The following is a 25,464-nucleotide window of genomic DNA, read 5'->3' as shown; positions in this document are numbered from 1 at the left end:
CCTGTGCAAGTCAGGTCAGAGAAGTACTGCGATTGTGGCTCGGGACGGCAGCTCTGCCGGCGCCTGGGCTGCGCACGATCGCCGAGCATGCCGGGGTGGACCGCAAAACCGTCCGACGCTACGTCGACGCCGCCCAGGCTGCCGGGCTGAACAGGGGCGACACCGCAGCCGACATCGACGACGAGTTGATCGCTGCGGTCGTCGACACCGTCCGACCCGACCGACCCCACGGACACGGGGCAGCGTGGGAACAGTTGCTTCCGCATGAGGAGCAGATCACCAGGTGGGTGGCAGGAGATGATGGTCAGAAGCCATTGACGATCACCAAAATTGAAGTGCTCCTCGCCCGTCAAGGCTGCGTGGTGCCGTACCGGACGTTGCACCGGTTCGCTACCGAGCGGTGCGGTTTCGGCCGTAAGGACCTCGCCGTTCGGGTCGTCGACAGAGATCCGGGGGTCGAATGCCAAGTCGACTTCGGGTATCTGGGGATGCTCACCGACCCCGAGGACGGTCGGGCCCGGAAAGTTCATGCCTTGATCTTCACTGCCGTGTACAGCCGACACATGTTCGTGTGGTTGACCTATTCGCAGACGCTGGCGGCGGTGATCGCCGGATGCGAGGCGGCATGGACGTTCTTCGGCGGGGTCTTCGCGGTGTTGATTCCGGACAACCTCAAACCGGTCGTCACGACCGCGGATCCGATCACCTCGCGTTTCAGCGAGGGGTGGCTCGACTACAGCAGTCACGTCGGATTCATCACCGATCCCGCCCGGGTGCGGTCACCGAAGGACAAGCCTCGTGTCGAGCGCATCGTGCAATACGTGCGCGGAAACTTCTGGGCCGGTGAACACTTCACTGATCTCGCCGAAGCTCAAGAGTCCGTTGTCCGCTGGTGCATCCACACTGCGGGCATGCGTATCCACGGCACCACCTGTGCACGGCCGCTGGAGGTCTTCGACACCGCCGAACGACCCATGCTGTTGCCGGTGCCGGCGGTCTACGATGTGCCGATCTTCAAGGACGTGAAAGTGCACCGCGATTTCCACGCAGAAGTCGGGCGGGCGTTGTATTCGTTGCCGCACCAGTGGATCGGCTCGACGCTGTCGGTGCGCGCCGACACCGAACTGGTGAAGTTCTATCACCGCGGCACCCTGGTGAAGATCCACCCCCGCCAGCCGCCGGGTGGACGGAGCACCGACCGCGCTGACCTGCCCGAACACAAATCCGACTACGCGCTGCGTGATGTCACCTCCCTGATCGCCAAGTGCACCGCGCACGGTCCGAACATCGGGATCTACGCCGAACGCATCCTCGACGACCCGCTGCCGTGGACGAGGATCCGCAGCGTCTACCGTCTGCAAGGACTGGTCCGCAGATACGGAGGAGAACGGGTCGAGCAGGCCTGCTCCCTGTCCCTCGACCTCAACGTCGTCTCGGTCACCAAGATCGCTTCGATGCTCGAACGCGCCACCGAGAAGACCTCGCCGGAGTTGCCGAAAGCAGTCGGACACACCGCATCACGATTCTCACGTGATCCGTCCGAATTCAACACTGCCGCACCTACACCCGCCCTGTCAGTCGTCGGCGACAACGCCGAGAACACGGAGACCCACCGATGAGCGCCAACACCCGCACCGCAGCCACCGAACCTGTCGGCACCGATATGATCCGACTGCTCAAAGCCCTCAAACTCGGGGCGCTGGCCGACACGCTGCCCGAACGCGCAGCCCTGGCCCGTCAACACAAACTCAGCCACATCGGGTTCCTCGAAGTGCTCCTCGCCGACGAAGTGAACCGACGGGAATCAGGTTCGGCGACACTGCGAGCCACCAAAGCAGGACTCGATCCGGCGATGGCGTTCGATACCTGGAATGCACTCGACGATCTGCGCTACGACCGGACACTCCTCGGGGATCTGACCTCCTTGCGGTTCCTCGACAACCGGCAGTGCGCGATCGTTCTCGGCCCGGTTGGAGTCGGCAAGACTCATCTGGCAACAGCGTTAGGGCACATGGCAATCCGGCGGCGACACAGTGTCCTGTTCGCGCGGTCGGACAAACTGTTCACCCGGCTCCGCGCAGCCCGGCTGGATAACACCGTCGACGCCGAGATCCGCAGGTTGACCGCGATTGATGTGCTCATCATCGACGATTTTGCGCTGCGACCGCTCGATGCCACCGAAACCAACGACTTCTACGAACTCATCGTCGAACGACACAAGAAAAAGACCACGATCGTCACATCAAATCGGGAGCCGTCGGAGTGGCTGACGATGACCGCAGACACCCTCCTCGCCCAATCCGCGATCGACAGGCTGACCTCCAACGCCCACACCCTCGTCGTCGAAGGACCGTCCTATCGTCAACGCACCCGGCCCGGAACAGTTGACGCCGCCACCGACAACACGCATCCTCAATAACGCGCCATGGTGGTCCCTACCCTCTGGCAATCAGGTGGTCCCATCAACCTGGCAAGCGACAGCGGACCCCATCACACCGATCTGTCCGCTCTCGACGAGGCCGGCCTGAAGCTCGTCTTCGGCTCCCGAGCGACAAGGCCCCATACGATCTGATCTCTCATTTCCATTGGCACGGAGACGTGTTCACCGACGGACCGATCATCACACCGTCACTCCGCGGCACGACTCGACAGTCGTTTCGGATGTCGAAACGGATCTTCGGGCACGGCCGATGATCCACCGCACCCGCGACGCGACCGAAGCGGACCTTACCATCGCGCTCACGACATTGGCGGTCACTCGCTGCGTTCAGAACCGACCGGGATCGCGAGGCTGGTCAAACAGCTGCGACCGCTAGCGCCTCCACCGTCGCCATCAACGGTGCCGTCCAGGACTTCCCACCGGCAGATCCCGCCTGCTGAACAGCATATTCTCACCCCTCTTGGGTTCGATCCGGGACACTAAGCGAAATGCCCTACCTCAGCGGCGTGGCGCTTCTCAGGCGTGGCACTCGCTGTTGCGAAACCGAGTCGACGCCACCTCCGCCGTCGGTCAACGCATTAGCGAAGGCATCGCCGTATCGGCACGATAGGAAGTAGAACCTTGCGGAAGGCGACCTGATCCTTGGTCTTCCACCTTCGCAACCGAAAAATCCAACAACACAAGCGATATGGTGGGGAAATTACGACCATTCATAGTCGCGATACCGATAATACGAAGATGGCAGTCCGTGAAGCGCTAGGTGATCGTCGAACTCCCAAATGGTCGCCGATGCTCCTCCACCTGTCCGTGGTCCGCGGGCCGCCCTGCCTACAATTTGCTCGAACAGGATTGGACTACCAATCGGGGCCAACAACAGCAGGTCTGACACAGCGGGGCAGTCGTATCCCGTCGCGAGGAGACGCTGATTTATCAGAATCTTGGTTTCGTACCTAGCGAAAGAGTCAAGTGCATCGATTCGTTCCTGCATGGGCATCTGCGAATGCACGGCTCTCGCAGCCACTCCGGCACTGCGAAGTATCTCGGCCATGCAGATAGCTCCTGCGACACTCGACGTAAACGCAAGGACGTGACGGCCCGCGCCCACAAGCGACTTGGCCGCGTTCACTGCAACCTTAATCCGACCAACCTCGTCCTGGGACGATAGATCTCGTTTCGTCATTCGGCGAAACTCCAACCGGGCTAGGATACCGCGGCGCTGAAGAGTCAGGACGGGATTCTTTCCCAGTCTATCGCTCTTAAGCAGGCGCCGACCGAATAGATTCACCAGATTCTGAGTGCCCTCATCATTCGCTCGCCCGGGCGTGGCCGACAACCCAATGAGACCAGGCCTTCGATGAGCACACGTGGCCGCTTGCGCGCGAAGTGCCCGGACCGATTCATCGTAGGTCCTCGCAGCGAGCTGGTGTGCCTCATCGAAAACCACGGCATCCCATGAGCCCAACTCGATGCCCGACTGCGAGCGCGCATACGTAGCCTGTGGAGTCGTCACCAGTATCATCCTGTCGGCAGATATTTCGAAACGTCGAGTCAGCATCACGTCCGGTGCCCGGCCGTGAAGTCTCCAAAGATGCTCGAATGAACGGAATGCCTGGTCGACCAATTCGTTCGAAGGTGCCAGCCAGACAAGCCGATTGTGGTCGAGATCGGTGAGCGCGTCGAGACAGGCAATTACTCCGGTTCGGGTCTTACCTCCGCCGGTAGGGAGTGACAGCAAAGCTTCACTCCCCACCGACAGTACTTCGAGTGCGTCGTCGACCAAATCACGCTGATAGTCAAAAAGTTCTGGCCGAACTTCAGACCGTGTCAGCGCAATGGACTGCAATTGTCGGTTTGTCCCTGACCAGGGCTCGCTCACCGTCGAGCCTTCGAAAGACGACAACTGATAATGGGGAGCAAGCATCTCCCACAGACATTCGACCTCGTACCGAAGCGAGCCCACTACAGTCCCACACTCTCCCACAGGTAGCGGAAGCGCCAGTACAGCTCCTCTTCCGCCACATCACAGTTGTACTCTTCTTGTCTCGACTTGAGGATTCGTCCCCCGATCGCCTGATCGTTCGACTGCCTCACCAGCGCGCGATACACGGCACGGCAAACAGCAGGGCCGTTAGGATCGCGGCACTCGCTCCAAAACTTGTCGAAGTCCGAGGGGTTATCCGGATCAAGGCGGTCGTCATAAAGACACATTGCCGCCGCAACGAAGAGGATATCTTTTGCCCGCGTCGAGGCACCCTGCGTAAAATCGATTCCACCATCCGGCTTGCGCAAAGATCCAAGCCAAAAGAGGTATGTTCCTTCACGCTCCGGGTGTTCAAACTTCATCTCAATATTGAGCAGATCAGGAACTGCCGAGATGATTCTGTTCAAAGACCTGACATATTCAGTCACCCTGGATACGGTCTGTAGCTTCATTTCGTCAGCACGAGCCAAACGCTTAGTATATCCGTTTCCATTCGAAACATGTTCCGAATCTGCAGCGGCCTCCTCCACCGTCGGCGTGAAGCCATCGATTTCCCATTCCAAGTCAGAGAAATCGACGGATTCAGATTCGTCATCGGGTGCCAGCTCGTCCACCTGCGCACTATCGAACTTTGCATAGTCGAGCAAGCCCTCTATAAGGGCGCGCTGAAAGACGACGTTAAACGCAAGAGAATCTCGCTTGAATCCTTCAATTTTGCGCAGCTGCTTGTCGAGCGTAGCTTCACCGATCGGATTCTCTTCTCTAGACGAGACTCGCTGAACAAACTTTCCGTAATTTTGTGCTGCATGCCCCGCGGCGTTCTTCTCCTTCTCTTTTGCCTCAAATAGGCGGTACCACTCTTGGAATTGAAGAGAAATAGTTCCATTGTCGTCTCTCAGTGAAACGAGATCAGAGTAAGGTTGGAGCTTCGTGAGAAGATGAATTACAGCCGGCGACCAAACATCGGCGAACGCGTCCGATATCTCCCTCAAGTCCTCGTCCGAATATACAAACGGGGTCATGTTAAGCGCGGCTTGATCTTGCAAACGCGCGGACGCATCGTTCAGCGTGACTCCGAGTCGGTTGGTCAGGGCCTTGATTTGCTTTCCAATCGCGCCGTAGTCAGTCCAGTCGGAAATCGGCTTTGTTCCTAAGATCTTCGTGACTGCCCAGTCCAGACCGAGGACAGTCGAGATATACGGTCCTGTATCGAACTTGGCCTGCTCTGAGTGCCAGTCGATCAGCGACAGCGGCATGCGAGGAGAAGGGGCATCCAAAGAATCGATCGTGTTACTCAGGCGCTCCGACACGATCTTCCTCACGCAAACCGCATGCGGATCCCGGTCATCCAACAAAATCTGGCGCCCGCGGCTCACCGTCTGGGAGTGCTTGTTCAGATCGATGAATAGACGGCGAAGAATCTCGACCGTTTCGGGACGTCCCGGGGCCTGAAAACCTACCCGTTCGTCGAAAAGCAGGAATATTACCGGCACTCTCGAGTTCGAAACTGCAGGGTCAACCGACTCAGCTGCCAGACTCTTGATCGCGGCGAGCCGATGCTGTCCGTCGATTGCCACTCCGAATACTTGGTCCTTGTTCCAACGCATTCGTCCGCTACGGAAACCAATATCATGGGGACCATCCCAGTCGTCCCAGAACCCTAGAGCGATAGGGCCTACATTGAGGACCTTTTCATAGCCCGGCGGGGATTCCAGCTTCGGCGGATTCCATCCACCGTCGTCGTTAAACCCATCACCAATCTTTGCCGCTGAAAGGTCGCGAGGAAGTAGCGCAATAGTAATCGCGTTAAAAAACTGCGGGACTTCCGCGTTCCTCAGATACGGAACGATCTGACGCTCAACTCGGTTCCAGTTTATGTCGCGCTGATAGAGCTCGTCGATACTCCAGAGTATGTCCTCCGAACCCGGAATCTCAGAGGTGAGATGCAGGTGCTCCGCCGCGTCTTTCAAACTGACTGTAGTTACAAAGTACGGGATTTCCCACTTTACGGAGCTGTAGCTACCATGCAAGAAGTCAAAGTGGGCAGTGGCCGGAATATCTAAAATCTTCCTCGACATACTTCCTCCTAATTCATACCTACGCACAATTGGCGGCTTACAGGTGCGCTGTTCACGCTATCGATTCCGGATGCGTCTGGAATCGATTCAGCTCGTTAGAGCGGTAACGAGTTGCAGAGCACCGACATCCTCACTGGAGGTTGCACGGGGGCGACAAATCCTATTGATCGAAGACGATATATCACTCCGCTGCACCTTCCGCATCTTGCGTGACCTCCTCCGGGACATTGGTGGAACAACGAGCTTGTTCGTCCCACTAGACAGAGCGCGAGGCATAGCCACTCGTCGGCTCGTCATTGGCGTTCTCGCATGCCGAGTTGGATTCGGCACCCGAAACGTGCGGAGAGAGTCCGACTGACATGGTGAGATCATTTCACCTACACCCCGACGCACTTCGGCGACGGCTCTGCACATCTCCTTCTCGGATCGCGAATGCCGACGGAGATCCGAGTACACGTAGGGCCATGAGACACGCGCCGAGTAGACGTACCGGACCATAACGCCCTTCTGAACGAGAGAAAGATCTGCGGATTCTCCGAGAGACGGCAACCACTCCGACCACCGTAAGCCACCTCGACTCTCGACGGTCGTCAGCGCGAATACCGGCGAGGGCATCCACAGACTCGACAGTTGTGGGCCGGAAGCGGTGACCGTATCACTCCCCCACATAGATCCGCTGGTGGTGCTTGATTGTGCGCCTGTCCTGCCGCGCGAGATCAAGGATTCGCTGGAATCGATTGAGGCGGAGAGTGACTGCACAGGCTTCTTTCGTTGCTAGCTTCGGACCGACGCTGCGCCGGCCGCATCTGACGGGCGTCGGGTTGTTCGCCAATCCATCGGGGACTATGTGCCTGGTGTTACGCGTGGTGAAGCGATCGTTATCTCAACGTAATATTGGTCGCAATTGGCCCTGTCGGTAGCGAGGATTTGGTCCCTGCGGCCGCTGAGATCCAACGATCCCCCTCCTCCGATCCGTCGGCACACGGCCTGAAGACGGGAGTGGTGATTGATTTGTCCGGGTCGAGTGGCACACTGTGCCGACCACATGAAGGAGAGTCCATGGTCCTACCTCTGATACCGGCCGCGTTGATCGCCATCGGCGCCGTGACTGGCGGAAGCGGCGTCGCGCTGGGCGGCAAAGGTATCGCCGACCGCAAGAAGGCCTCGGACCAGTTGCGCAAGGCGTACGAGCAGTATACCAAGCGCCGTGATGCCATCGAAGAACGCGCCGGGAGGACCAATGCCCAGCTCGAAGGACTGGGCGGTCAATAACAACAGGCGCTGAACGACGTCGTCTTGCGTATGGCGGACTTCCTCCGTCGCCACGAGCGGCAAGTACGCGAGAACGAGCGGCTGCTGGCCGACGGCCTGCAAGCCAGCATCTCCCAGGTCGACGGCCCGAACGGGCTCGACTTGAATCTCGGCAGCTGGCTTGGCGGGGCCATGGCGTCGGTCGCGACCGGCGCCAGCGCCGCATCTGCAGTCTCGGCGGCTGCCACCAGCTTCGGCGTCGCGAGCACAGGGGCTGCGATATCCGGTCTGTCGGGGGCGGCTGCGCAGAGCGCCGCAATGGCGTGGCTCGGCGGAGGTGCTCTATCGGCCGGTGGCGGCGGTGTGGCACTCGGCGCTGCCGCGCTGAATGTGGTGACGATCGGGCCCGCCCTTCTCATCAGCGGCTTTGTAATCAAGGGGCAGGGCCAGAAGGCGCTCACCGAAGCGGCGGAGTTCCAAGCGAAGATCGACATCGCGAATGCCCAGTTGGGTACCACCGATACTCTCTTGACCGCTGTCGACCGCCGGATCGACGAATTGAGTTCTCTGCTCAGCACATTGACCGCCAAGGCCGTCGCAGCACTGGACGTACTCGAATCGGAGCCGTTCGATCCCCGAGCTCACGCTTCGCGCTTCCAGAAGGCGATGGCACTGTCCTTAGCCGTCCGGGACATCGCCGCCACTCCCATTCTCGACGAAGGCGGCGAACTCACCGAGAGCAGCGCGAATCTGACCGTGCGTTATCGCCTGATGACCGAAGGAGAGGGCCGTGGCGCCGAACAAGTCTGACCGGAAGGTGTACGAGGGCGAAGTCCTGGGCTCCGCGAAACGCACGATTTCTGCTGTCGACGGTTTCGCCGCACTCTCCCAGTTGGTCACGGTTGTGCAGGAGTGCATCGAGATCCACGCTGTCGAGCAAACGAAGCGCGCGCGACTGCACACGTATGCCACCGCGGAGATTCAGCGCATCAAGTCCGCCGAGTCGATCGTCAAGGGATACTTCGAGCAGTCCTTCGCCGAACGACGAGCAACCTTCGATGCTCTGTTCGTCCGGCTCAATCAGGCGCTGGAGCAGGAAAATTCACAGGTGATCAGCGAGGTCCTGCGAGGGATTGTCGACATCGCCAAGACTTCCCCACTCGCAGACCTGGGCGATCTCGCACAAATTCGCGCAGCTCTCGATGACCCCGATCAGGTTTGGGATCTCTGATCGTCAGCGCTCCATCCAGTCCCACCCCGATCGCGTCACCACGAATTCGAGTACACCTGACATGAACGACGACCCCATCCCCTCACCTGTCGATATCGACAAGCTCTCCGTCAACATGCGCGTCACCGCCGATGCGCTCGAGTCCGCCGAGATACTTGTCGAATTTGCGATCCCCAAGTTCGCCGCCCTCGACCCGGCCGAGATTCAGACGATCGACCCGGAATTGGGCACCCTGTCGGATGCGGCCACGGCCGATGTGCTGAAGGTGGTCGCCGACGAACTCTCGGACGCGTTGTGGGCACTTCGCAAGGCTCGGGAGCACATGGTCTCCATCGCGGACCGCACCGACCGGATGTATCCGAGGGCGTAATCACAATCACGAGGACCGGTCACGACCGAATAGAAGTTCACTCACCTGGATCGCAGCCGAGAGCCACGGAGACCGATTAGCACCAGACCGCGTTCAACCAGTTTTCTGTGCGCCGACGAGCTGCTCACCGCTCGTGCAGCGAGCGCATGGAGGTCCCCATCGTGATCCGATCCCCCCTCGCGTGCGACATGCTGAATTCCGCCGGCCGCCCGTCGAGGTTGTAGATGACCCGTTCGGTGTCGAGCAGCGCGGCGCCGGCGGCGACCCCTAGGAGTTGCGCGATGTGTTCGTCTGCCACGGACGCGCTGACGATGAGATCGGTGTCGCCGACCAGTACGCGACCCATTCCTTCCAGGATTTCGTAGGGTGAGCGGTCGAGGTCGGCACCTTCGGTCAGTGCCGCGCTCAGCAGGTCCGCGGGCCACCACCCGCAGCGCAGGCTGAGCAGGCTTCCGTCGAGGAAGCTGAGTTGCTCGAACACGATGGCGTCGTCGCCGTCGTCGACCTCCAGTTTGGCTGCGACGTGATGAGGGGCGGGCATCAGTTCGAGGTGGGTGAGTTTGAATGCGACCCGGTTGGGGCCGGCCTCGGAATTCTGGACCAGATCCCAAGAGTTCACGACGCGATGCCTGAATACTTCGGGACAGACGACGAAAGTGCCTGCTCCGCGAACTCTCTCGATGAGTCCTTGTTCGGTGAGGATGCGCAGCGCCTCGCGGATGGTGGCGCGTCCGACACCGTATCTGCTTTGCAGCCGGTCTTCGCCCGGAAGCGGGTTGTGCGCGAAGCGCCCCGACAGGACCTCCGCGCGCAGCAGGTCGCGCACCCAGAAAAGCGCACCGATCTTCGAACGCACCGCGGTTCCCCCACTGTAAGGAGACACAGTCACCTCCACCTGCGACACAGACGACGACGCCGGCGGCAGGAGTCGTGAACTGCCGCCGGCCACCCAGTTTTCGTCGTCGGCGTTGCGGATGGTGGTCCGGATTGTGAAGTTTTCGTCACGGGCGGGGCGGAAGCGTCTCCCCCACAGCCAACGCCAATACCAGCACGACCGCGAAACATACTGCGCACAAGGCCAGCGCTGCGGCGGACCCCAACGCCCCGATCGCTCCCCCGATCAGGATCGTGTAGAAGGTGAATCCGAAATCCTTCGAGATGCGATAACTCGCCAGGCCGACCTGCGGACTGCTGGCCAGGTCCACGGCCATCGCGGGCGGCAGAGACATCATTCCGCCACACGCGACCCCCAGCACGATGACGGCTCCGATGAACAACGGCACGGATTCGAGATACAGCGCCGCCACTCCCGCCATCACCGCGCCCACGCCCAAGGTGGAGGATGCGGCCAGGATCGGCCGTCTGCCCCGCCGGTCGGACGCAGAGCCGCCGACCGACATGATCACCACTTCCAGCAGGAACATGCACGACAGGACCACACCGATCCCCACGGAGGACAATCCGAAGTCCTCGACCGCCACCAACGGCAGCAGCGTGATCGCGAGCGCACTCCGAACCCCCTGGCCGGTCGCGCCGAGACCGAGCCCCATCAGCGACCGCGGACGGAGGATGCCCGGCAACCGCGGCAGACTCAGCCGCGGTCGCTCCACCGACGGGAAGCCGGCGCCGTGTTCGGGGATCACCCACCACACCCCGATCGCGCATAGGGCGGCCAGCACCCCGCACACATGAAATGCGATGCGCAGACCGGTATCTCCGGTACCGATCGCAACGAGCGCACCGCCTCCCAGCGGGCCGACCACCGAACCCAATGCCATGCACGCGGTGAACCGCCCCAGGGCCTTCCCCACATTGCCCGGACCCGCCATCGCGACCGCGGCCTGAGGGGCGGCCGAGGCGAAGAACGCCAGTCCGAGGCCCTGGAGCAGCCGGAACGATGCCATGACCGGCATGTTCGGCGACAGTGCCGAACCGAAGGAACCGATGCTCCACAACGCCATCCCGAAGCTGATCGAGCGGCGTGCCTCGATGTATGGAAGCAGTCGCGTCCCGAAGATGTCCATCACGAAGACGATGGCGGTCAGTGATGCCACCGACAGACCCGCCTCGAAGGCACTGGACCCCAGAGCAATCGCGAATCCGGCTGTCAGCGGTGCAGTGAGGCCCAGCGACAACCCTGCCAGCATCGAGAAGAAGTGGAAGCCGATCGGTAGCCCTTGCGGCGACGGTGTCTCATTTTCGACGACAAGCGACGTCGCCACGCCTGTCCTCCTTTCTCAGTGAACGGACACGTCGATGGGACGTCGGACGGGAGAGAGACTTTCGTACGCCGCAGCAGCACACAGCAGGGGCAGTTCGCTGAAGGGTCGTCCGATCAGCTGCATCCCGATCGGCATGCCGTCGGCGATTCCGACGGGCACGGCCACGGCGGGAAGGCCCAGTTGATTGGCCGGTGCCGAGAACCGGCCGATCGCGCGCGCCGACTCCTCGACCGTGCCGTCCGGCCATTCGATCGGGCCCAGCTCGACCGGTGGTGCGACGATCGGTGAGACCGGCGCTGCGAGACAGTCGATTCCCTCGAACATGGTCTTCCACGCGTCCTGGATCAACGCACGGACCCGCAGAGCATCGATGTAGTCCGTGGCCATCACCAGCGAACCGGTTTCGATCGCTGTTCGCACCTGGTCGGTGTAGAGGTCGGCACGGTCGCGCAGCATCGTCCGGTGATAGGCCGCCGCCTCGGCCCCGACGATCAGCCGCGAGACCGCCGCGAACTCGGCGGCGAACGGTATCTCCACGGGGACGGTGGTGGCCCCGAGCCCGACCAGTTCCTCCACCGCGCGCTCGACCGCCTCCTGGACTTCGGGTTGGACCCGGTCCGTGAAGTAGTTCTGCGGGATCCCGATGCGCAGGTCGACGTCTCGGCCGGCGGCGGCGAGCACGCCGTCGGCGTACGGGACCGGTGGCCGGTCGGCCGAGGCCGGGTCACCGGAGTCGTACCCGGCCATCGCATCCAGGACATACGCGGAGTCGAGCGCCGTGCGCGTCAACGGGCCCAGATGGTCCAGCGACCACGAGAGCGACGTGACGCCTCGCCGCGACACCAGCCCGTAGGTCGGTTTGATCCCGAAGACACCGCACGCGGCGGCGGGCATCCGGATCGATCCGCCGGTGTCGCTACCGAGGCCGACCATGCACTCCCCCGCCGCCACGGCGGCAGCGGAACCCCCGCTCGACCCACCGGGAATGTGGCCGGTGTTCCACGGATTTCGCGTGGTGGGAGTGATTCCACCGTAGGCGAATTCGTGCGTGTGAGTCTTGCCGACCAGCACGGATCCGGCCCGCCGCAAATTGTCGACAGCGGCCGAATCCCGATCCGGAACGTAGTCGGCGCGAACCTTGGAGCTCGACGTCGTCGGGATTCCGTCCATGTCGTAGAGATCCTTGACGCCGATGGGGATGCCGGCGAGCGGCCCCAACGGGACGCCGGCGCGTCGTGCCGCATCCACCTCCTCGGCCTGACGGAGCGCGGCCTCTCCGGTCACCGCGACGAATGCGTTCAGGGCCGGCTCGACCTCACCGATCCGGTCGAGGCTGGATTCGGTGAGCTCGACGGCGGTGAGCGAACCCTCCGCCATACGTTGCGCGGCTTCCTGGATGGTGAGTTCGTAGTGCTGCATGGTCTACACCCACTCCGGGTCGAACGCGGCGGCGGGCGCGACCTCACCCAGATCGATCGCGTGCACCCGTGCTGCCGCCTGCCACATGTCCTCGACCGAAGCCTTCAGCGCATCGATCCGCTCAGCCGTCAGATCCAGCCCGGCGACCGCAGCCAGGACCGCGATCTTCTCCGCGGTGCCCGCGGGAATTCGTGTTTCCGGCATGTCATTCCTCCGATGCGGCAGCGACGAGTTGCTGGCCGGGAACGCGTTCGTGCCAGGTGGTTCGACGCTGATATGCCTCGCCGACGCGGAGCACGGTCCCATCCTCGAAATGGCGGCCGATGATCTGCATTCCGAACGGCATACCGGTCGCCGAGAGCCCCATCGGCACCGACAGCGCCGGGTTGCCCGAGCCGTTCCAGTAGTTCGTCTTCAGCGCCACGAAACGCTCCCCCTGCAGCGAATCGAGGCTGTCCATCAGGAACGCCGACACCGTGGCGGTTGGGGTGATCACCAGGTCCACCGTGGTGTAGAGCTCGGCGAGGGCTCGCTGGACGACGCGCCGGACTCGCTGCGCCTGAACGTATTCGGCTGCGGTGTAGAACGCGCCTCCGCTCACCCCTCGGCGTGTCGAGCGGAAGTAGTCGTCCCACCGTGCAGCCAGATCGTCCGCGTGATACGCGAACGACTCGGATCGCGACGTGATCCGCGCCGCCGAGCAGAGTTCCTCGTAGTACGGCACCTGAACTTCGACGACGGTTGCCCCCAGCGATTCGAGAACTTCGGCGGCGGCACGCAGCGCGGCATAGACCTCCGGCTCGTCGAAGGAGGAGGGGAACCGCTCGAGCGTGTCGATTCCGATGCGCAGTCCCGTGAGATCGGGCTGGAGCATTCCGACATAGTCGGGAATCGCTACATCGGCGCTGCACGCGTCACCCGCGTCGAATCCGGCCAGTGCGTTCAGCATGATCGCGCAGTCTTCGGCCGTCCGGGCCATCGGCCCGATGTTGTCGAGGCTGTAGGCGAGCGGGACACATCCCGACTTCGGTACCAGCCCGAACGTCGGCTTGTGCCCCGAGATGCCACAGAACGCGGCCGGCATCCGGATGCTGCCGCCGGTGTCGGTGCCCAGTCCCCCGAGGAAGGCGCCGACGACGACACCGCTGCCGGTGCCGGAACTGGAACCTCCGGCCCAACGCGTCGTATCCCAGGGATTGACGGGAATCGGGAACGGCTTGTCCGAATCGGGGACGCCGGTCGCGAACTCCATGGTGGTGCTCTTGCCGGTGATGATGCCGCCGGCCGAGCGCAGACGGGCGACCACGGGCGCATCGCCGAGTGCCGCGGACCATTCCGCATCGAGCACCAGGCTCTGCGCGGTGGTCGGGGCGCCTTCGGTCGCGATGATGTCCTTGACTCCCAGGGGAATGCCCGCGAGCGGTCCCGGGTCCTGCCCGGCCTTCAGCGCGGCGTCGGTCTTCTCGGCTGCGGCGCGTGCTTCGTCGTCGAAACGCCTCAGGTAGACACCGATCTCGGTGTCGGTGCGATCGGCGTTGGCGATCGATTCCTCCACCAGTTCGACGGCCGTGATCTCACCGCTGCGCAGCTGGGCGGCGCTCCCTGCGATCGTCCGGTAGGTGGTCATGCGGTCACCGTCCCGACCCGCAGCACGACGGTCGGCTCCTCGTAGCGCGTCTGGGCCATCGACCGGACGCGATCGGCGTGAAAGCGGGACTGCTCGAACGCCTCGACCAGGTACGGAACCTCGTCGTCGGGGATCGTCAGTCCTGCGAGCGCCAGCATCTCGAGCGTTCGGGCCTTCGAAACGTCTTGATCCATCGATCCTCCATTCATCGGTCTGGTCGGCACTGCGAGCTCCGCCCGGTGTGTGCGGGCACCGGGCGGAGCCCGTTCTCACACGGCGGCGGGCTGAGCGATCGGCGGCACCAGCAGGTGCCAGTCGGTGACACGTTGCAGGGCGTTGGCGACCTTGAGGACAGTCGCTTCGGCGAACGGCTTACCGATGATCTGCATCGACATGGGCAGTCCGTCGGCGCTGAGTCCGACCGGAATCGCGACCGCGGGCAGGCCGGTGAGATTCCAGTGGCCGGTGTAGCTGGGCTGGCTGAGTCGCTTGCTGACGTCCATCGTGTCGGCGCGCTCGGCCGGTGTGACCGCGGCGGGCGTGACGATGACGTCGTGCTCACGGAACAGCGAGGCAACTTCCGCGGAGAATGCGGTCCGCAGCCTGTTCGCCTGCATCACGTCGGCGGAGGAGAAGAAAGCGCCTCGGGCGAGTGAGGGGCGGGTGAAGGCACCGTAGTTGGTCCAGCGGGAGACAAGGTTGTTGCGGTGGTAGGCGAACGCCTCCGCGACCAGGATGATGTGGTTCGCTTCCTTGGCCTCTGCGGCGTAGGGAAGGCTCGTCTCGGCCACGGCCGCACCCATCTCGCCGAGCCGGCCGACTGCTGCCAGAACTGCGTCGCGCACCTCGGGATCGAGCATCTCGTGGTCGAAGAAGTACGGCATCGGGAGCGCGATCTTCAGCGCGTCGACGTCCCCGTCGAGCTGTGTGGAGTACACCGGCACGGGCACGTCGGCAGCGTTCGGGTCGCTGGGATCGAAGCCGGCCATCACCTCGAGCATGAGAGCGCAGTCGTACGCGCTGCGAGCCATCGGCCCGATGCTGTCGAGGCTGTACCCGAGCGGAACCACCCCGCTCTTCGGCACACGCCCGAAGGTCACCTTCAGGCCGGTGTGGCCGTTCGCGGCCGCCGGACCGCGCACCGACCCGCCGGTGTCGGTTCCGAGACCACCGAGCGCCAACCCCGCCGCGACGGCGATCCCGGTGCCCGAACTCGAACCCGCGGGTGTGTGCGCCACGTTCCACGGGTTGTGCGGCACGAGGAAGCCCTTGTCCGGGTCCGGAAGTCCGAGCGCGAACTCGCTCGTGGTCGTCTTGCCCACGAACACCGACCCGGCGGCCCGCAGACGTGCCGCGACCGGAGCCTCGTGGTCCGGGCACCAGCCACCGTCGAGGATGCGGCTGTTGGCCGTGGTACCGGCTCCCCGCATCGCGATGATGTCCTTGACCGCAAGCGGAATTCCCTGCAGCGGGCCGGTGTCCTTCCCGGCAGCCAGATCGACGTCTGCGCGGGCCGCCTGTTCGAGGGCCTGGTCCTTGGTGACGGTGACATAGGCACCGAGTTCGTCGTTGAGCCGCTCGACCCGTGCGAGCACGGCTTCGGTGATCGCCACCGACGTCGTCTCGCCCGTTCGCAGCGCCTCCGCGGCCTCTTTGATCGTGAGCGGAATATCGCTTGTCACAGGAGTTTTCCTTTCTGAGCTTCAGCGCCTACACGGGAAGAAATGCAGTCCTCGAATCGAAGGTCACAGCCGGCTCGACGAATTCGAGTTCCGGGAGGTACAGCGAGTCCGCCGCTGCCCGAATGACCGGATAGTCCCTGACCATGGTGTCGAACTCGTGCGCGTCCACGGTCAGCTGCGCGGCCGACAGAAGCGCCGCGACCATGTCGTTCGGTGAAACAGCCATCATTGATGCCCTTTCTCGATTTCACTGCTGGGAAACTCCTGGAAGAAGCTCGACGAGGTCGCGCGCACCTCCTTCCGGGTACAGGTGGCAAGCGACGGTGTGTCCGCTCGACACCTCGACCTGCACCGGCGCCTCGCTCGCGCACCGGTCGTGGGCGAACGAACATCGGGTCCGGAACCGGCACCCGCTCGGAGGGTTCAGCGGGCTCGGGATCTCCCCCGCATCGACGGCCTCCGGATCGTCGCGCCGGCTCTCGTCGGGATCGAGATTGGGAATGGAGGAGAACAGCAGCTGGGTGTAGGGATGCAGAGGATGCTCGTAGAGGTCCGACGCGGCACCGGATTCGACGACCTGCCCCAGGTACATCACCGCGATGCGATCGCTGATGTACTCGATCACGTTGAGATCGTGACTGATGAAGACGTACGTGAGTCCGTACTCTTCCTGCAGGTCCTCGAGGAGGTTCAGGACCTGGGCCTGAATCGACTTGTCGAGCGCCGACACCGCCTCGTCCAGGACGATCAGCTTGGGCTGCAGTGCAAGTGCACGAGCGATGTTCACGCGCTGGCGCTGCCCGCCGCTGAGTTGATGCGGGTAGTTGCCGGCGTAGTTGCTCGGCAGACCCACGTCCGCCATGACCTTCGCGACGCGTCGGTCGATCTCGTCGGCAGCGACACCCTGTACCCGCAGCGGGAAGGCGATCGACTCGCTGATCGTGGCCCGGGGATTGAGAGCGGACGACGGGTCCTGGAACACCATCTGCATCTGCTCGACGGCGGCGCGGTCGCGCTTTCCGGTGGTCGAGATCTGCTTGCCGTCGAAGATGATCTCTCCGTTGCTCGCCGTGTGGAGACCGACGATGATCCGGGCGAGTGTCGATTTGCCACAACCCGATTCGCCGACGATTCCGAGGGTGGTGCCCTCGTCGACCGAAAGCGACACGTGGTCCACGGCCGAGAGCGAACGAGTCTTGAATCCGTCCCGCACCGGGAACGACTTGGAGACGTCGAGGATTTCCAGAACCGGGTGCCGCGACTTCGGCGTGGATACATCGGGGTTTTCAGTCGTGATGGTCATTGCACGCTCCTTCCGTCGATCGTCTTGTCACAGACGCGAATCCATTGCTTCGCGAAGGGCGTCGCTCGCCATGTTGAACGCGACCGAGGCGAGGAAGATGAAGATGCCCGGAATCATGGCCACCAGCGGTTCGACGTAGAGCGCGCCGCGCATGCTGTTGAGCATGTAGCCCCATTCCGGCGCCGGCGGCGGGGAGCCCAGGCCGAGGAAGCTCAGGCTCGCCGCGGTGATCATCGCGATGCCGACCAGGCCGGACGAGTAGACGATGATGTCGTTCAGCACGTTCGGCAGCACCTGGCTGCGGGCGATCCGGATGCGCGATGCTCCGGTCAGGCGGGCGGCCTCGATGTACTCGCGGGAGACCACCCGCCGGGTCGCGGACTCCGCGACACGTGCGACCGGGGGGATGAACACGATCGTCACCGCGATCACCGTGTTCGTCAGGCCGGGTCCGAGGGAGGCACCGACCGCGATGGCCAGCAGGATGGCCGGGAATGCATACAGCACATCCATTGCGCGCATCAGGGCGCTGCCGATCAGCCCACTGATCATGCCGGCCGTGACGCCGATCGCGGTGCCGATCAGTGCCGCGACGAGGGTGGGCACGAAGCCGGCCACCAGTGACAGCCGTCCGCCGTAGACGATGCGGGCGAACATGTCCCGGCCCTGTTCGTCGGTACCGAGCACGTGCCCTCCGCTGAACACCCCGAGCAGGCGGTCGGCGGGGTTACCGACGAGCGGGTCGTAGCTCGTGATCAGCGGCGCGAAGATCGCCGCGAGGACCAGGAGCAGCACGACGCCCGCCGCGCTGACCCCGACCTTGTTGGAGAGGAACCGCCGGCCCGTCTCCTTCCAGAACGACTGGCTGCGGACGCTCTCTTCCTCGGCCAGCCATGCTTCGCGGAGTCGCTCCGCCTCCACCTTCGATTCGGTCGTCGGCGCGCTGCCGGCGAGTGGACCTTGTTGCAGGAGAAGTGTGGTCATGCGACACCAGCTCTCACTCGGGGATCGATGGCCGCCTGTGCGAGATCGACCGCCAGGTTGATCAGGACGAAGCACAGTGCGATCACGAGGGTCGCGCCCTGGACGACGAGCAGGTCACGCGACGAGATCGCATTGAATACGAGCATTCCCATACCGGGCCAGCGGAAAATCGTCTCCACCAGAACCGAACCGCCGAGCAGCGCACCGATCTGAACACCGGATGTGGTGAGCACCGGGGAGATCGCGTTCCGCATCACGTGCCGGTTGATCTGGGTGGAACTCAGGCCCTTCGCTCGAAGGGTCTCGATGAAGTCCGAGCTGTACACGTCGACGACACTCGCCCGGGTCACCCGGGCCGTGATCGCCATCGTGACCAGCGATCCGGCAAGAACGGGAAGGGTCAGGTGCCGCAGCGCCGTACCGATTCCCTCGTCGAGAACCGCCCCGCCCGATGGGAACCACTTCAAGCCTCCGGAGAACACCGCCAGGAGCACGATCGCGAGGAAGAACGACGGGATGCTCAGGCCGGACAGGCTGATCACCGACACCACCCGGTCCACCACGGAACCGCGACGGACACCTGCGACGAATCCGATTGCGATGCCGGCGACGATGCCGAACACCGCGGAGGCGAGAGCCAGGACGAGAGTGTTCCCGATCGCCTGGGTCAACAGGTCGAGGACTTCTCTGCGCCGTTGCAGGGAGTAGCCGAGATCCCCTTGGAAGGCCGACGTCAGCCAATCGAGATAGCGGACCGGCAGGGGACGGTCCAGGCCGAGTTCGGCCCGCATTGCCTGACGTTCGGCATCGGTCGAATCCTCGGTCATGAAGGACGCGACCGGGTCACCCGGCAGGACCTGCATGAGTAGGAAGACGACGATGGATACACCGAAGAGCGTGGGCACCGCCAGCGCGGTACGTCTCAAGATCACCGAGAGCATTGACTCCCCCTCGAAGCTATTCCATGGAGATGGTGGTGAAATCCACCCACCAGGACTGCGGATGTACGTAGCCCTGAACCCTGGGCGACAGCACGCGCAGGTTCAGATCGTGCATCCAGAACAAGAAGTCGGCGTTGTCGACGGCCGCACCCATCATGTCCTGGAGATAGCGGTCCTGCTCGGCCACATCGGGCTGCTGGGCGGCCATGAGCAGCGCGTCCGTGGCCTTCTGGTTGCACATGCCCGCGGCATTGGGCGAACCGCCGGGGAGGACACACATGAAGGCGGTCGAATACAGCGACGGCATCATCCCGGCCGCCGGCGACGCCCACAGGATGTCGATGTGCTGCCACTGCGGTTTGTCGAGCCCTTCGAGGCTCGCGGTGAGCAGCGTGTTCCACTCCATCGGTTCGAGCGTCACGTCGACCCCGATCGCCGCGAAGTCCGCCTGCAGCTTCTGCATCATCACGTCGGGAAACATGTTCCCGGAGCCACCCGTCGGGTAGGCCATCGTCAGCTTCAGTGTTCCCGGCTGGGTTCCCGACTCGGCCAGGAGTTTCTTGGCCTTGTCGACGTCGTACGTGTACCCGGAGTTGTTGTCCACGTCGAAGGCGGGATGACCGTCGTACACCCATTGCGAGGCCGGGTAGCCCACATCGTTGATCAGCGCGGCAGTGCCTTCACGGTCCAGCGCGAAGTTCAGTGCTTGCCGGAGCGGCACGTTGTCCTTGAACGGTGCCCGGAACTGGTTGAACCGCGGCATGATTCCGTGCGGGTACTTGCCGAGCTGAATGTTGAAACCTTCCGCTTCGAGCTGGGCAAGCGAATCCGGTGCCGGCACTTCGGCCCAGTCCACTTCACCGGAGGTCAGCGCGGCGAACCGCGACGCGGCCTCGGCCTGCGGGTAGAGAACGATCTTGTCGAGCTTCGGAACATTGCCCCAGTAGTCGTCGTTGCGGGTCAGCTCCATCACTTCGCCGTCGACGTACTCGGTCATGATGAACGGTCCGGTTCCCGTCGCGGACTGGTTGTAGGCGTCGTTGCCGACTTCCTTCACCTTGGCCGGGCTGGGAATGTAGATCGACGCGACGTCCCACGGCACCCACGCGTAGGGCTGCGCGGTCCGGATCGTGACGGTGTAGTCGTCGACCTTCTCCCAGCCGGTGATGAACCGGAACGCAGCGGCGCCGCGTCCTGCATCGGTGGCGGAATAGTATTCGAAGTCCGGCTTGCGCATCCGATCGAACTGGAAGATGACCGCATCGGCGTTGAAGTCCGTGCCGTCGTGGAACTTGACGCCCTGTCGCAACTTGAACGTCCAGGCGGTCAGATCCTCACTCGGCTCCCACGATTCGGCCAGAGACGGTTGCGGCGTCGGAAGTTCCTCGGCCTGATCGAGATTCAGCCGGGTCAAGGCATCGTAGATGTTGTTCCCGACGAATCGGTAGCCCTCGTAGCCTTCGTTCGGCGGAGTCGAGGGGTAGGGAATGTTTCCCGCCGACATCGCGATCCGCAGAACCTGATCCCCACCATCGGACCCGCTTCCGGAACCACACGCGGTGAGTGCGATCGTTCCAGCGAGGCCGAGGGCCAGAAGCCGTAGCCGCCGAGGCGTAGAGGCGCGGCTGCCACGGCGCACCAATCCTATCCGCATACGTCAGTTCTCCCTGGTACTGAGTGCCATCACGGCACGTGGACTGAAAACACAGCGACTGAATCGCTCTTCGCCGACCTCCGCCAATGCCGGTAGCTCCGACCAGCATTCCGAGACGGCGTCCGGGCATCGCGGCGCGAACGAACAACCCGGCGGAAGCCGCTTCAAGCTCGGCGGCGCCCCGATGATCGCCCGCGGACGCGAATCCTGCCCGGGTCGGACATTGGCTTCGATCAGCCCTTCGGTGTAAGGGTGCTGCGGATTCGTCAGCACCGCCTTCGCCGTGCCGTATTCGACGATCCGCCCGGCGTACATCACCGCCACGTTGTCGGCCAGTTCGGCCGCGACACCGAGGTCGTGAGTGACCACGACGAGTCCCATGTCGGCTTCCATCTGAATCCGGCGGAACAGCCGGATCATCCGGGCCTGCACGGTGACATCCAGAGCGGTGGTGGGTTCGTCCGCAAGCAACACCTGCGGGGTTCCCGCGATCGCCATCGCGATCACGATGCGTTGCCGCATGCCGCCGCTCAACTCGGACGGGTATGCCTTCAATCGCGTTTCCGGCGACGGAATCTGGACGAGTTCGAGCAGTTCCAGTGCCCGTGCCCGGGCACGAGAACGCGACATCTTCTGGTGGACGAGAATCGTCTCGACCAACTGCTGCTCCACGGTGTAGACCGGATCGAGCGCGGTGAGCGGGTCCTGGAAGACCATCGCGACGTCTCGTCCGCGAACTCGCCGGCGCTCCCGGCTACTCATCGCGAGCAGGTCCCGGCCGGCCAGTCGCACTTCACCTTCGATCAAGGTTCCCGCCGGCTGGATGCCGAGAATCGAGCGGAGCATTGCGCTCTTGCCGCTACCCGACTCCCCGATCACGGCGAGGACCTCGCCGCGTTGCACCGAGAACGAGACACCGTTGACCGCTCGCAGATTCCCTTTCTCCGTGCGGAACTCGGTGACGAGGTCGCGAACTTCGAGGGCCGGTGCAGAGACGCGCAACTGATCTCCGGTCGCAACAACCGGCTCCTTGACGACTGCCTGGCTCATCTACTCACCCTTCCTTTCACGTTGCCGCTGATATGTGGGGCGGAATCCTCGATGACGGACGTCTCCGCGTCCGTGTCACTCGCTTCATCGCGGCCGGCATCGTCGCAGCACCGAACGAAGGAGAAGAATGCATCTTCCGTGGGCATCCGACTTGTCGTGAAATGATCGGGCCCGCTTGACCTTTCGAGGATCAATATTCCAGAGTGTTGTTTCTTGAAACCGCACCGCGTGTTACAGAACCGGTCATTTCGTAACAATCGGGCCGATCGGCAGACAGATGGAGACTGCGCGGTCGAGCGCCCGCCCGGGGTTACACCCGGGATTTCGCGCCCGTCGAAATTACCGACGTGATCTCGGTCGCAATTGCGGAATCGGAATTGCTGACCACGTCTTCACTTTCGGCCGAATCGCACCTTCGGGCCCGGACGAGCAATACAGCACCGACGAGGAGCGCGCACGCGATCATCGATGCCCCCGCGGTCACGACAGCGAGTGGAACTCCGAGGAGCTCGGACAGACCGCCCGTCGCGGTCGATCCGAGTGCGGCTCCGGTGAAGAACACCATCATGTACAACGACATGACCCGCCCTCGCACCCAGTCCGGGCTGGATATCTGGACCCGGGTGTTGACCGCGACCACGAAGTACATCAGGGCGATCCCGGTCGGCAGCAGCATCGCCGCGAACAGCTCGTAGGTCGGCATGGCACCGAGGACGCACTCGCACACACCCGCGGCGGCAGCAGCACCGAAGACGGTCCGCCGCTTCGGTATTCCCGACCGAAGATTCGACACGAGCGCGCCGATGACGGAACCGATCGCCATTGCCGACGTCAGCATGCCGAATGCAAGGGCCCCGCGACCGAACAGCTCACCCGCCGCGAGCGGGATGAACACCTGGATACCGTTGAGGCCGAGAGCACTGATGAATCCTGCGATGAGGAGCAACCCGACCAGGTCCCTCGACGAAAGCACGTACCGGATCCCTTCCCTGAGCTGCCCCTTCTCGCGCGGCACCCGCCCACCTCCGGGGACACTGCGGCCGATCGAATACAGCGACGCGATAATTCCCAGCGACGCCACGACATGCAGCAGGAATACGGTCCAGGTCGCGGTAACCACCATGAGCCCGCCGGCCACCGCCGGCCCGATCAAACGTGCCGAATTGAATGCCGCGGAATTCAGTCCGACTGCATTTCCGATGAATTCGGGATCCACGACGAGATCGGAAACGAAAGTCTGACGAATGGGCGCATCGAAGGCCGTCACAATTCCCACGATTGCGGCGAGCACGTACATGATCGGAAGCGACATCAGCCCGGCGAAATCGAGGACCGCCATTATCGCGCTGACCGCGCTGATGGCGCATTGCGTGACGAGCAGAATCTTCGCCCTGCTGAACCTGTCCCCCACCAGGCCGGCGTACAAGCCGAACACGAGGGTCGGGGCGAACTGGAGGAACGCAACGACCCCCAGTGCTACGCCGTTGCGGTCCGAGAGTTGCATGACGACCCAGACCTGGGCCGTCCGCTGCATCCACACGCCGATATTGCTGACGAAGCTTCCCCAGAAGTAGCGGCGATAGTTCGGGACCGTGAGTGACCGGAACACCCGCCCCTCGTGTCGTGCGGAGTCGCTCCGGCGCCTCATACGGTCACGGTCGCTCGTGCGCTCGACGCCAACTCTTCCTGAAGGTCGGGCTTCGCCTGCTCGAAGGCATATGCCATGCGAAGCAGGGTTCCTTCGTCGAAGAAGCGTCCCACGAGCTGCATGCTCGCGGGCAGGCCGCCGATAATTCCGCACGGCACCGCGAGCGCGGGATGGCCGGTGTAGTTGAAGGGCCGGGTGTTCCGGACCGCCTTTCCGACGACCGCGCCGCCCAGTTTGACCGCGAGCGCCTCCCCCGGCGCGGGTGCTTCGTACTCGGGTGCCGTCGTGAGGGTCGTCGGCATCACCAGCGCGTCGATACCGGTCAGGACACGATCGAACTCGCCGATCACCTGGCCGCGCATGTTCTGCGACTTCGCGTAGACGCGCCCGCCGTACAGTCGCCGGCTGAAGTCGGCGACGAGATAGTTGAGTTTGATCCGGGGATCCAGCCCGTCCGCCTCGTTCGCCCACATGCGGTTGATCGCCTCGATGTTCGCGGCCGGGTACCACGTCCGCGTGAACGCCCCGAAGAATCCGGTGTCGAACACGGCCCGTGCGCCTTCGGGCATCAGCGCCGTCTGCGCACGCGAGGCCCAGGCGAACGCGGGGACGGACACTTCGACGACCTCGGCGCCGAGACCGGTCAGCACCTTGGCGGCCGCCGACACCGATGCGGCCACCTCGGGATCGGCTCCGGCGAACCCGTCGGTCAGGATTCCGATGCGCAGACCCTCGACACCGCCCTCGAGCCCGGAGAGGACGTCGAAGCACTCGGGTGTCGCCGCGGACTGCCGCGGGTCGAGACCGTCACGCCCGGCGACGGCCTGGAATGCGGACGCGGCCAGCCGCACGGACCGGGTCAGGGGTCCGACGTAGTCGACGCTCTGATCCGAGCCGAACCCCGCGCCGAAGTGCGAGACCGCACCGAAGGTCGGCTTCAGGCCGACCGTGCCGGACCACGACGCCGGGATGCGGATGGAACCACCCTGGTCCCCGCCGAACGAGATGTCGACGTCTCCGATCGCCACGGCGGCGGCCGATCCGGACGAGGAGCCTCCCGAAAGATGTTTGTGGTCGTGGGGATTCAGAACTCGTCCGAAGTCGCCGATCCCTCCGCCGAAGCCGAATCCGCCGCCGAGTCCGTCCATGACGTTCTTCCCGACGATCGTTGCGCCGGCCGCCAGGCTGCGCGACACGATCGTGGCGTCGTAGTCCGCGATGTTGCCTTCGAGGGCCTGCAGTCCGTATGCCGTCGGCGTCCCGGCCACTGCGATGTGGTCCTTGAAGCTGACGGTGGTTCCGTGGAGCAGGCCGTCCGCGGCGCCTTCGATCCGTGCCTTCCACATCCAGGCATTGAGCGGATCCTCCGTTTCGCTCGGCCGATACCCGGCGGGTCGTGCCGTCGCGAACTGCGGCGCCGGATCCTCGGGCAGGTCCGAACCGAGAAACTCGTCGAACTCCTCGAGAAGATTCCCCAGATGGCTCTGGTACACCTCCGCCTCTGTTGACGTGATTCCGATTCCCAGGCGCTCCGCGACTTCGATGATCTCGTCGATTCCAGGTTTTCCGGCCATCTTCACCTC

Annotated in this window: 23 protein-coding genes and 1 pseudogene; 7 read left to right on the top strand and 17 right to left on the bottom strand. The window is 63.4% G+C overall.

Annotation, left to right across the window (positions count from 1 at the left end; all coding sequences use genetic code 11):
- The 3 genes and pseudogenes from istA to A8G15_RS32525 form a co-directional block, all read left to right on the top strand.
- Window positions 1-1,619, top strand: a 1,619-nt coding sequence (istA, locus tag A8G15_RS18305) for an IS21 family transposase (RefSeq protein ID WP_245687891.1), incomplete at its 5' end; no start/stop codon positions are given.
- Window positions 1,616-2,419 (top strand): IS21-like element helper ATPase IstB, encoded by an 804-nt coding sequence (istB, locus tag A8G15_RS18300; RefSeq protein ID WP_068162628.1) that lies wholly within the window; start codon window positions 1,616-1,618, stop codon window positions 2,417-2,419. The genes istA and istB, both read left to right, overlap by 4 nt.
- A 48-nt stretch (window positions 2,420-2,467) precedes the next feature.
- Window positions 2,468-2,923, top strand: a pseudogene (locus A8G15_RS32525) (hypothetical protein); the annotation flags it as partial.
- Window positions 2,924-3,140: 217 nt separating this feature from the next.
- On the opposite strand, the gene A8G15_RS32520 reads toward A8G15_RS32525, so the two are convergent.
- Together A8G15_RS32520 and A8G15_RS18295 are read right to left on the bottom strand one after the other, a co-directional pair.
- Complete coding sequence (locus A8G15_RS32520; protein ID WP_156665455.1) at window positions 3,141-4,361, bottom strand: DEAD/DEAH box helicase; 1,221 nt, start codon at window positions 4,359-4,361, stop codon at window positions 3,141-3,143.
- Between the two features lie 38 nt (window positions 4,362-4,399).
- The gene (locus A8G15_RS18295) at window positions 4,400-6,499 is read right to left on the bottom strand and encodes a DNA sulfur modification protein DndB (RefSeq protein WP_082899988.1); all 2,100 of its coding nucleotides are present in this window, start codon (window positions 6,497-6,499) and stop codon (window positions 4,400-4,402) included.
- Window positions 6,500-7,558: 1,059 nt separating this feature from the next.
- Between A8G15_RS18295 and A8G15_RS31915 the strand changes: the two genes are divergently transcribed.
- The 4 genes from A8G15_RS31915 (at window position 7,559) to A8G15_RS18280 (ending at window position 9,351) form a co-directional block, all read left to right on the top strand.
- Window positions 7,559-7,771: a hypothetical protein gene (locus tag A8G15_RS31915; RefSeq protein WP_245687890.1), complete on the top strand. Its 213-nt coding sequence runs from the start codon at window positions 7,559-7,561 to the stop codon at window positions 7,769-7,771.
- A gap of 30 nt (window positions 7,772-7,801) precedes the next feature.
- Window positions 7,802-8,560: a hypothetical protein gene (locus A8G15_RS18290; RefSeq protein ID WP_245687889.1), complete on the top strand. Its 759-nt coding sequence runs from the start codon at window positions 7,802-7,804 to the stop codon at window positions 8,558-8,560.
- Complete coding sequence (locus A8G15_RS18285) at window positions 8,541-8,981, top strand: hypothetical protein (protein ID WP_068162622.1); 441 nt, start codon at window positions 8,541-8,543, stop codon at window positions 8,979-8,981. Before A8G15_RS18290 ends, A8G15_RS18285 begins: the two co-directional genes overlap by 20 nt.
- A gap of 61 nt (window positions 8,982-9,042) precedes the next feature.
- A complete protein-coding gene (locus A8G15_RS18280; protein ID WP_068162621.1) occupies window positions 9,043-9,351 on the top strand; it encodes a hypothetical protein in 309 nt (102 codons plus the stop codon).
- A 124-nt stretch (window positions 9,352-9,475) separates the two neighbouring features.
- Here the strand turns inward: A8G15_RS18280 and A8G15_RS18275 are convergent, their stop codons facing one another.
- The 15 genes from A8G15_RS18275 to A8G15_RS18210 all read right to left on the bottom strand — a co-directional run bounded on the left by A8G15_RS18275 (window position 9,476) and on the right by A8G15_RS18210 (window position 25,455).
- Window positions 9,476-10,300 (bottom strand): GntR family transcriptional regulator, encoded by an 825-nt coding sequence (locus A8G15_RS18275; RefSeq protein WP_082899987.1) that lies wholly within the window; start codon window positions 10,298-10,300, stop codon window positions 9,476-9,478.
- 52 nt (window positions 10,301-10,352) lie between these two features.
- Window positions 10,353-11,573, bottom strand: a complete 1,221-nt coding sequence (locus A8G15_RS18270) for an MFS transporter (protein ID WP_068162615.1) — start codon at window positions 11,571-11,573, stop codon at window positions 10,353-10,355.
- A 15-nt stretch (window positions 11,574-11,588) separates the two neighbouring features.
- On the bottom strand, window positions 11,589-12,992 hold the full coding sequence (locus tag A8G15_RS18265; protein WP_068162612.1) for an Asp-tRNA(Asn)/Glu-tRNA(Gln) amidotransferase GatCAB subunit A: 1,404 nt from the start codon (window positions 12,990-12,992) through the stop codon (window positions 11,589-11,591).
- A gap of 3 nt (window positions 12,993-12,995) precedes the next feature.
- Window positions 12,996-13,196: a hypothetical protein gene (locus A8G15_RS18260; RefSeq protein WP_068162611.1), complete on the bottom strand. Its 201-nt coding sequence runs from the start codon at window positions 13,194-13,196 to the stop codon at window positions 12,996-12,998.
- Between the two features lies 1 nt (window position 13,197).
- On the bottom strand, window positions 13,198-14,619 hold the full coding sequence (locus A8G15_RS18255) for an amidase (RefSeq protein ID WP_068162609.1): 1,422 nt from the start codon (window positions 14,617-14,619) through the stop codon (window positions 13,198-13,200).
- Window positions 14,616-14,813 (bottom strand): hypothetical protein, encoded by a 198-nt coding sequence (locus A8G15_RS18250; protein ID WP_068162607.1) that lies wholly within the window; start codon window positions 14,811-14,813, stop codon window positions 14,616-14,618. The genes A8G15_RS18255 and A8G15_RS18250 overlap by 4 nt, the downstream gene beginning before the upstream one ends.
- Before the next feature lie 75 nt (window positions 14,814-14,888).
- Window positions 14,889-16,301 carry an amidase gene (locus tag A8G15_RS18245; protein ID WP_245687888.1) on the bottom strand — a complete coding sequence of 471 codons (1,413 nt, stop codon included), beginning with the start codon at window positions 16,299-16,301 and terminating at the stop codon, window positions 14,889-14,891.
- A 28-nt stretch (window positions 16,302-16,329) separates the two neighbouring features.
- Window positions 16,330-16,527 carry a hypothetical protein gene (locus A8G15_RS30725; protein ID WP_156665452.1) on the bottom strand — a complete coding sequence of 66 codons (198 nt, stop codon included), beginning with the start codon at window positions 16,525-16,527 and terminating at the stop codon, window positions 16,330-16,332.
- 21 nt (window positions 16,528-16,548) lie between these two features.
- The gene (locus tag A8G15_RS18240) at window positions 16,549-17,604 is read right to left on the bottom strand and encodes an ABC transporter ATP-binding protein (protein WP_068162604.1); all 1,056 of its coding nucleotides are present in this window, start codon (window positions 17,602-17,604) and stop codon (window positions 16,549-16,551) included.
- Window positions 17,605-17,631: 27 nt separating this feature from the next.
- Complete coding sequence (locus A8G15_RS18235; RefSeq protein WP_082899986.1) at window positions 17,632-18,588, bottom strand: ABC transporter permease; 957 nt, start codon at window positions 18,586-18,588, stop codon at window positions 17,632-17,634.
- Complete coding sequence (locus A8G15_RS18230; protein WP_068162601.1) at window positions 18,585-19,529, bottom strand: ABC transporter permease; 945 nt, start codon at window positions 19,527-19,529, stop codon at window positions 18,585-18,587. Before A8G15_RS18230 ends, A8G15_RS18235 begins: the two co-directional genes overlap by 4 nt.
- A gap of 16 nt (window positions 19,530-19,545) precedes the next feature.
- Window positions 19,546-21,033 (bottom strand): ABC transporter substrate-binding protein, encoded by a 1,488-nt coding sequence (locus A8G15_RS18225; RefSeq protein WP_169833908.1) that lies wholly within the window; start codon window positions 21,031-21,033, stop codon window positions 19,546-19,548.
- 153 nt (window positions 21,034-21,186) lie between these two features.
- Entirely contained in the window at window positions 21,187-22,233 is a 1,047-nt protein-coding gene (locus tag A8G15_RS18220) for an ABC transporter ATP-binding protein (RefSeq protein ID WP_082899985.1), read from the bottom strand.
- 310 nt (window positions 22,234-22,543) lie between these two features.
- Window positions 22,544-23,881 (bottom strand): MFS transporter, encoded by a 1,338-nt coding sequence (locus tag A8G15_RS18215; RefSeq protein WP_082899984.1) that lies wholly within the window; start codon window positions 23,879-23,881, stop codon window positions 22,544-22,546.
- Window positions 23,878-25,455 (bottom strand): amidase family protein, encoded by a 1,578-nt coding sequence (locus A8G15_RS18210; protein ID WP_068162664.1) that lies wholly within the window; start codon window positions 25,453-25,455, stop codon window positions 23,878-23,880. Before A8G15_RS18210 ends, A8G15_RS18215 begins: the two co-directional genes overlap by 4 nt.
- Window positions 25,456-25,464: the final 9 nt, after the last annotated feature.

This window comes from Rhodococcus phenolicus (assembly GCF_001646785.1).
Classification (GTDB): domain Bacteria; phylum Actinomycetota; class Actinomycetes; order Mycobacteriales; family Mycobacteriaceae; genus Rhodococcus; species Rhodococcus phenolicus.
This window is presented reverse-complemented; position numbering and strand designations above follow the sequence as displayed.

What these genes read in the sequence shown, in the direction of transcription:
- istB (WP_068162628.1), top strand. Translation starts at nt 1,616, where the DNA reads ATGAGCGCCAACACCCGCACCGCAGCCACCGAACCTGTCGGCACCGAT.
- A8G15_RS32520 (WP_156665455.1), bottom strand. Translation starts at nt 4,361, where the DNA reads ATGCTTGCTCCCCATTATCAGTTGTCGTCTTTCGAAGGCTCGACGGTG.
- A8G15_RS18295 (WP_082899988.1), bottom strand. Translation starts at nt 6,499, where the DNA reads ATGTCGAGGAAGATTTTAGATATTCCGGCCACTGCCCACTTTGACTTC.
- A8G15_RS31915 (WP_245687890.1), top strand. Translation starts at nt 7,559, where the DNA reads ATGGTCCTACCTCTGATACCGGCCGCGTTGATCGCCATCGGCGCCGTG.
- A8G15_RS18290 (WP_245687889.1), top strand. Translation starts at nt 7,802, where the DNA reads ATGGCGGACTTCCTCCGTCGCCACGAGCGGCAAGTACGCGAGAACGAG.
- A8G15_RS18280 (WP_068162621.1), top strand. Translation starts at nt 9,043, where the DNA reads ATGAACGACGACCCCATCCCCTCACCTGTCGATATCGACAAGCTCTCC.
- A8G15_RS18265 (WP_068162612.1), bottom strand. Translation starts at nt 12,992, where the DNA reads ATGCAGCACTACGAACTCACCATCCAGGAAGCCGCGCAACGTATGGCG.
- A8G15_RS18260 (WP_068162611.1), bottom strand. Translation starts at nt 13,196, where the DNA reads ATGCCGGAAACACGAATTCCCGCGGGCACCGCGGAGAAGATCGCGGTC.
- A8G15_RS18255 (WP_068162609.1), bottom strand. Translation starts at nt 14,619, where the DNA reads ATGACCACCTACCGGACGATCGCAGGGAGCGCCGCCCAGCTGCGCAGC.
- A8G15_RS18250 (WP_068162607.1), bottom strand. Translation starts at nt 14,813, where the DNA reads ATGGATCAAGACGTTTCGAAGGCCCGAACGCTCGAGATGCTGGCGCTC.
- A8G15_RS30725 (WP_156665452.1), bottom strand. Translation starts at nt 16,527, where the DNA reads ATGGCTGTTTCACCGAACGACATGGTCGCGGCGCTTCTGTCGGCCGCG.
- A8G15_RS18240 (WP_068162604.1), bottom strand. Translation starts at nt 17,604, where the DNA reads ATGACCATCACGACTGAAAACCCCGATGTATCCACGCCGAAGTCGCGG.
- A8G15_RS18235 (WP_082899986.1), bottom strand. Translation starts at nt 18,588, where the DNA reads ATGACCACACTTCTCCTGCAACAAGGTCCACTCGCCGGCAGCGCGCCG.
- A8G15_RS18230 (WP_068162601.1), bottom strand. Translation starts at nt 19,529, where the DNA reads ATGCTCTCGGTGATCTTGAGACGTACCGCGCTGGCGGTGCCCACGCTC.
- A8G15_RS18225 (WP_169833908.1), bottom strand. Translation starts at nt 21,033, where the DNA reads ATGTCGGCGGGAAACATTCCCTACCCCTCGACTCCGCCGAACGAAGGC.
- A8G15_RS18220 (WP_082899985.1), bottom strand. Translation starts at nt 22,233, where the DNA reads ATGAGCCAGGCAGTCGTCAAGGAGCCGGTTGTTGCGACCGGAGATCAG.
- A8G15_RS18215 (WP_082899984.1), bottom strand. Translation starts at nt 23,881, where the DNA reads ATGAGGCGCCGGAGCGACTCCGCACGACACGAGGGGCGGGTGTTCCGG.
- A8G15_RS18210 (WP_068162664.1), bottom strand. Translation starts at nt 25,455, where the DNA reads ATGGCCGGAAAACCTGGAATCGACGAGATCATCGAAGTCGCGGAGCGC.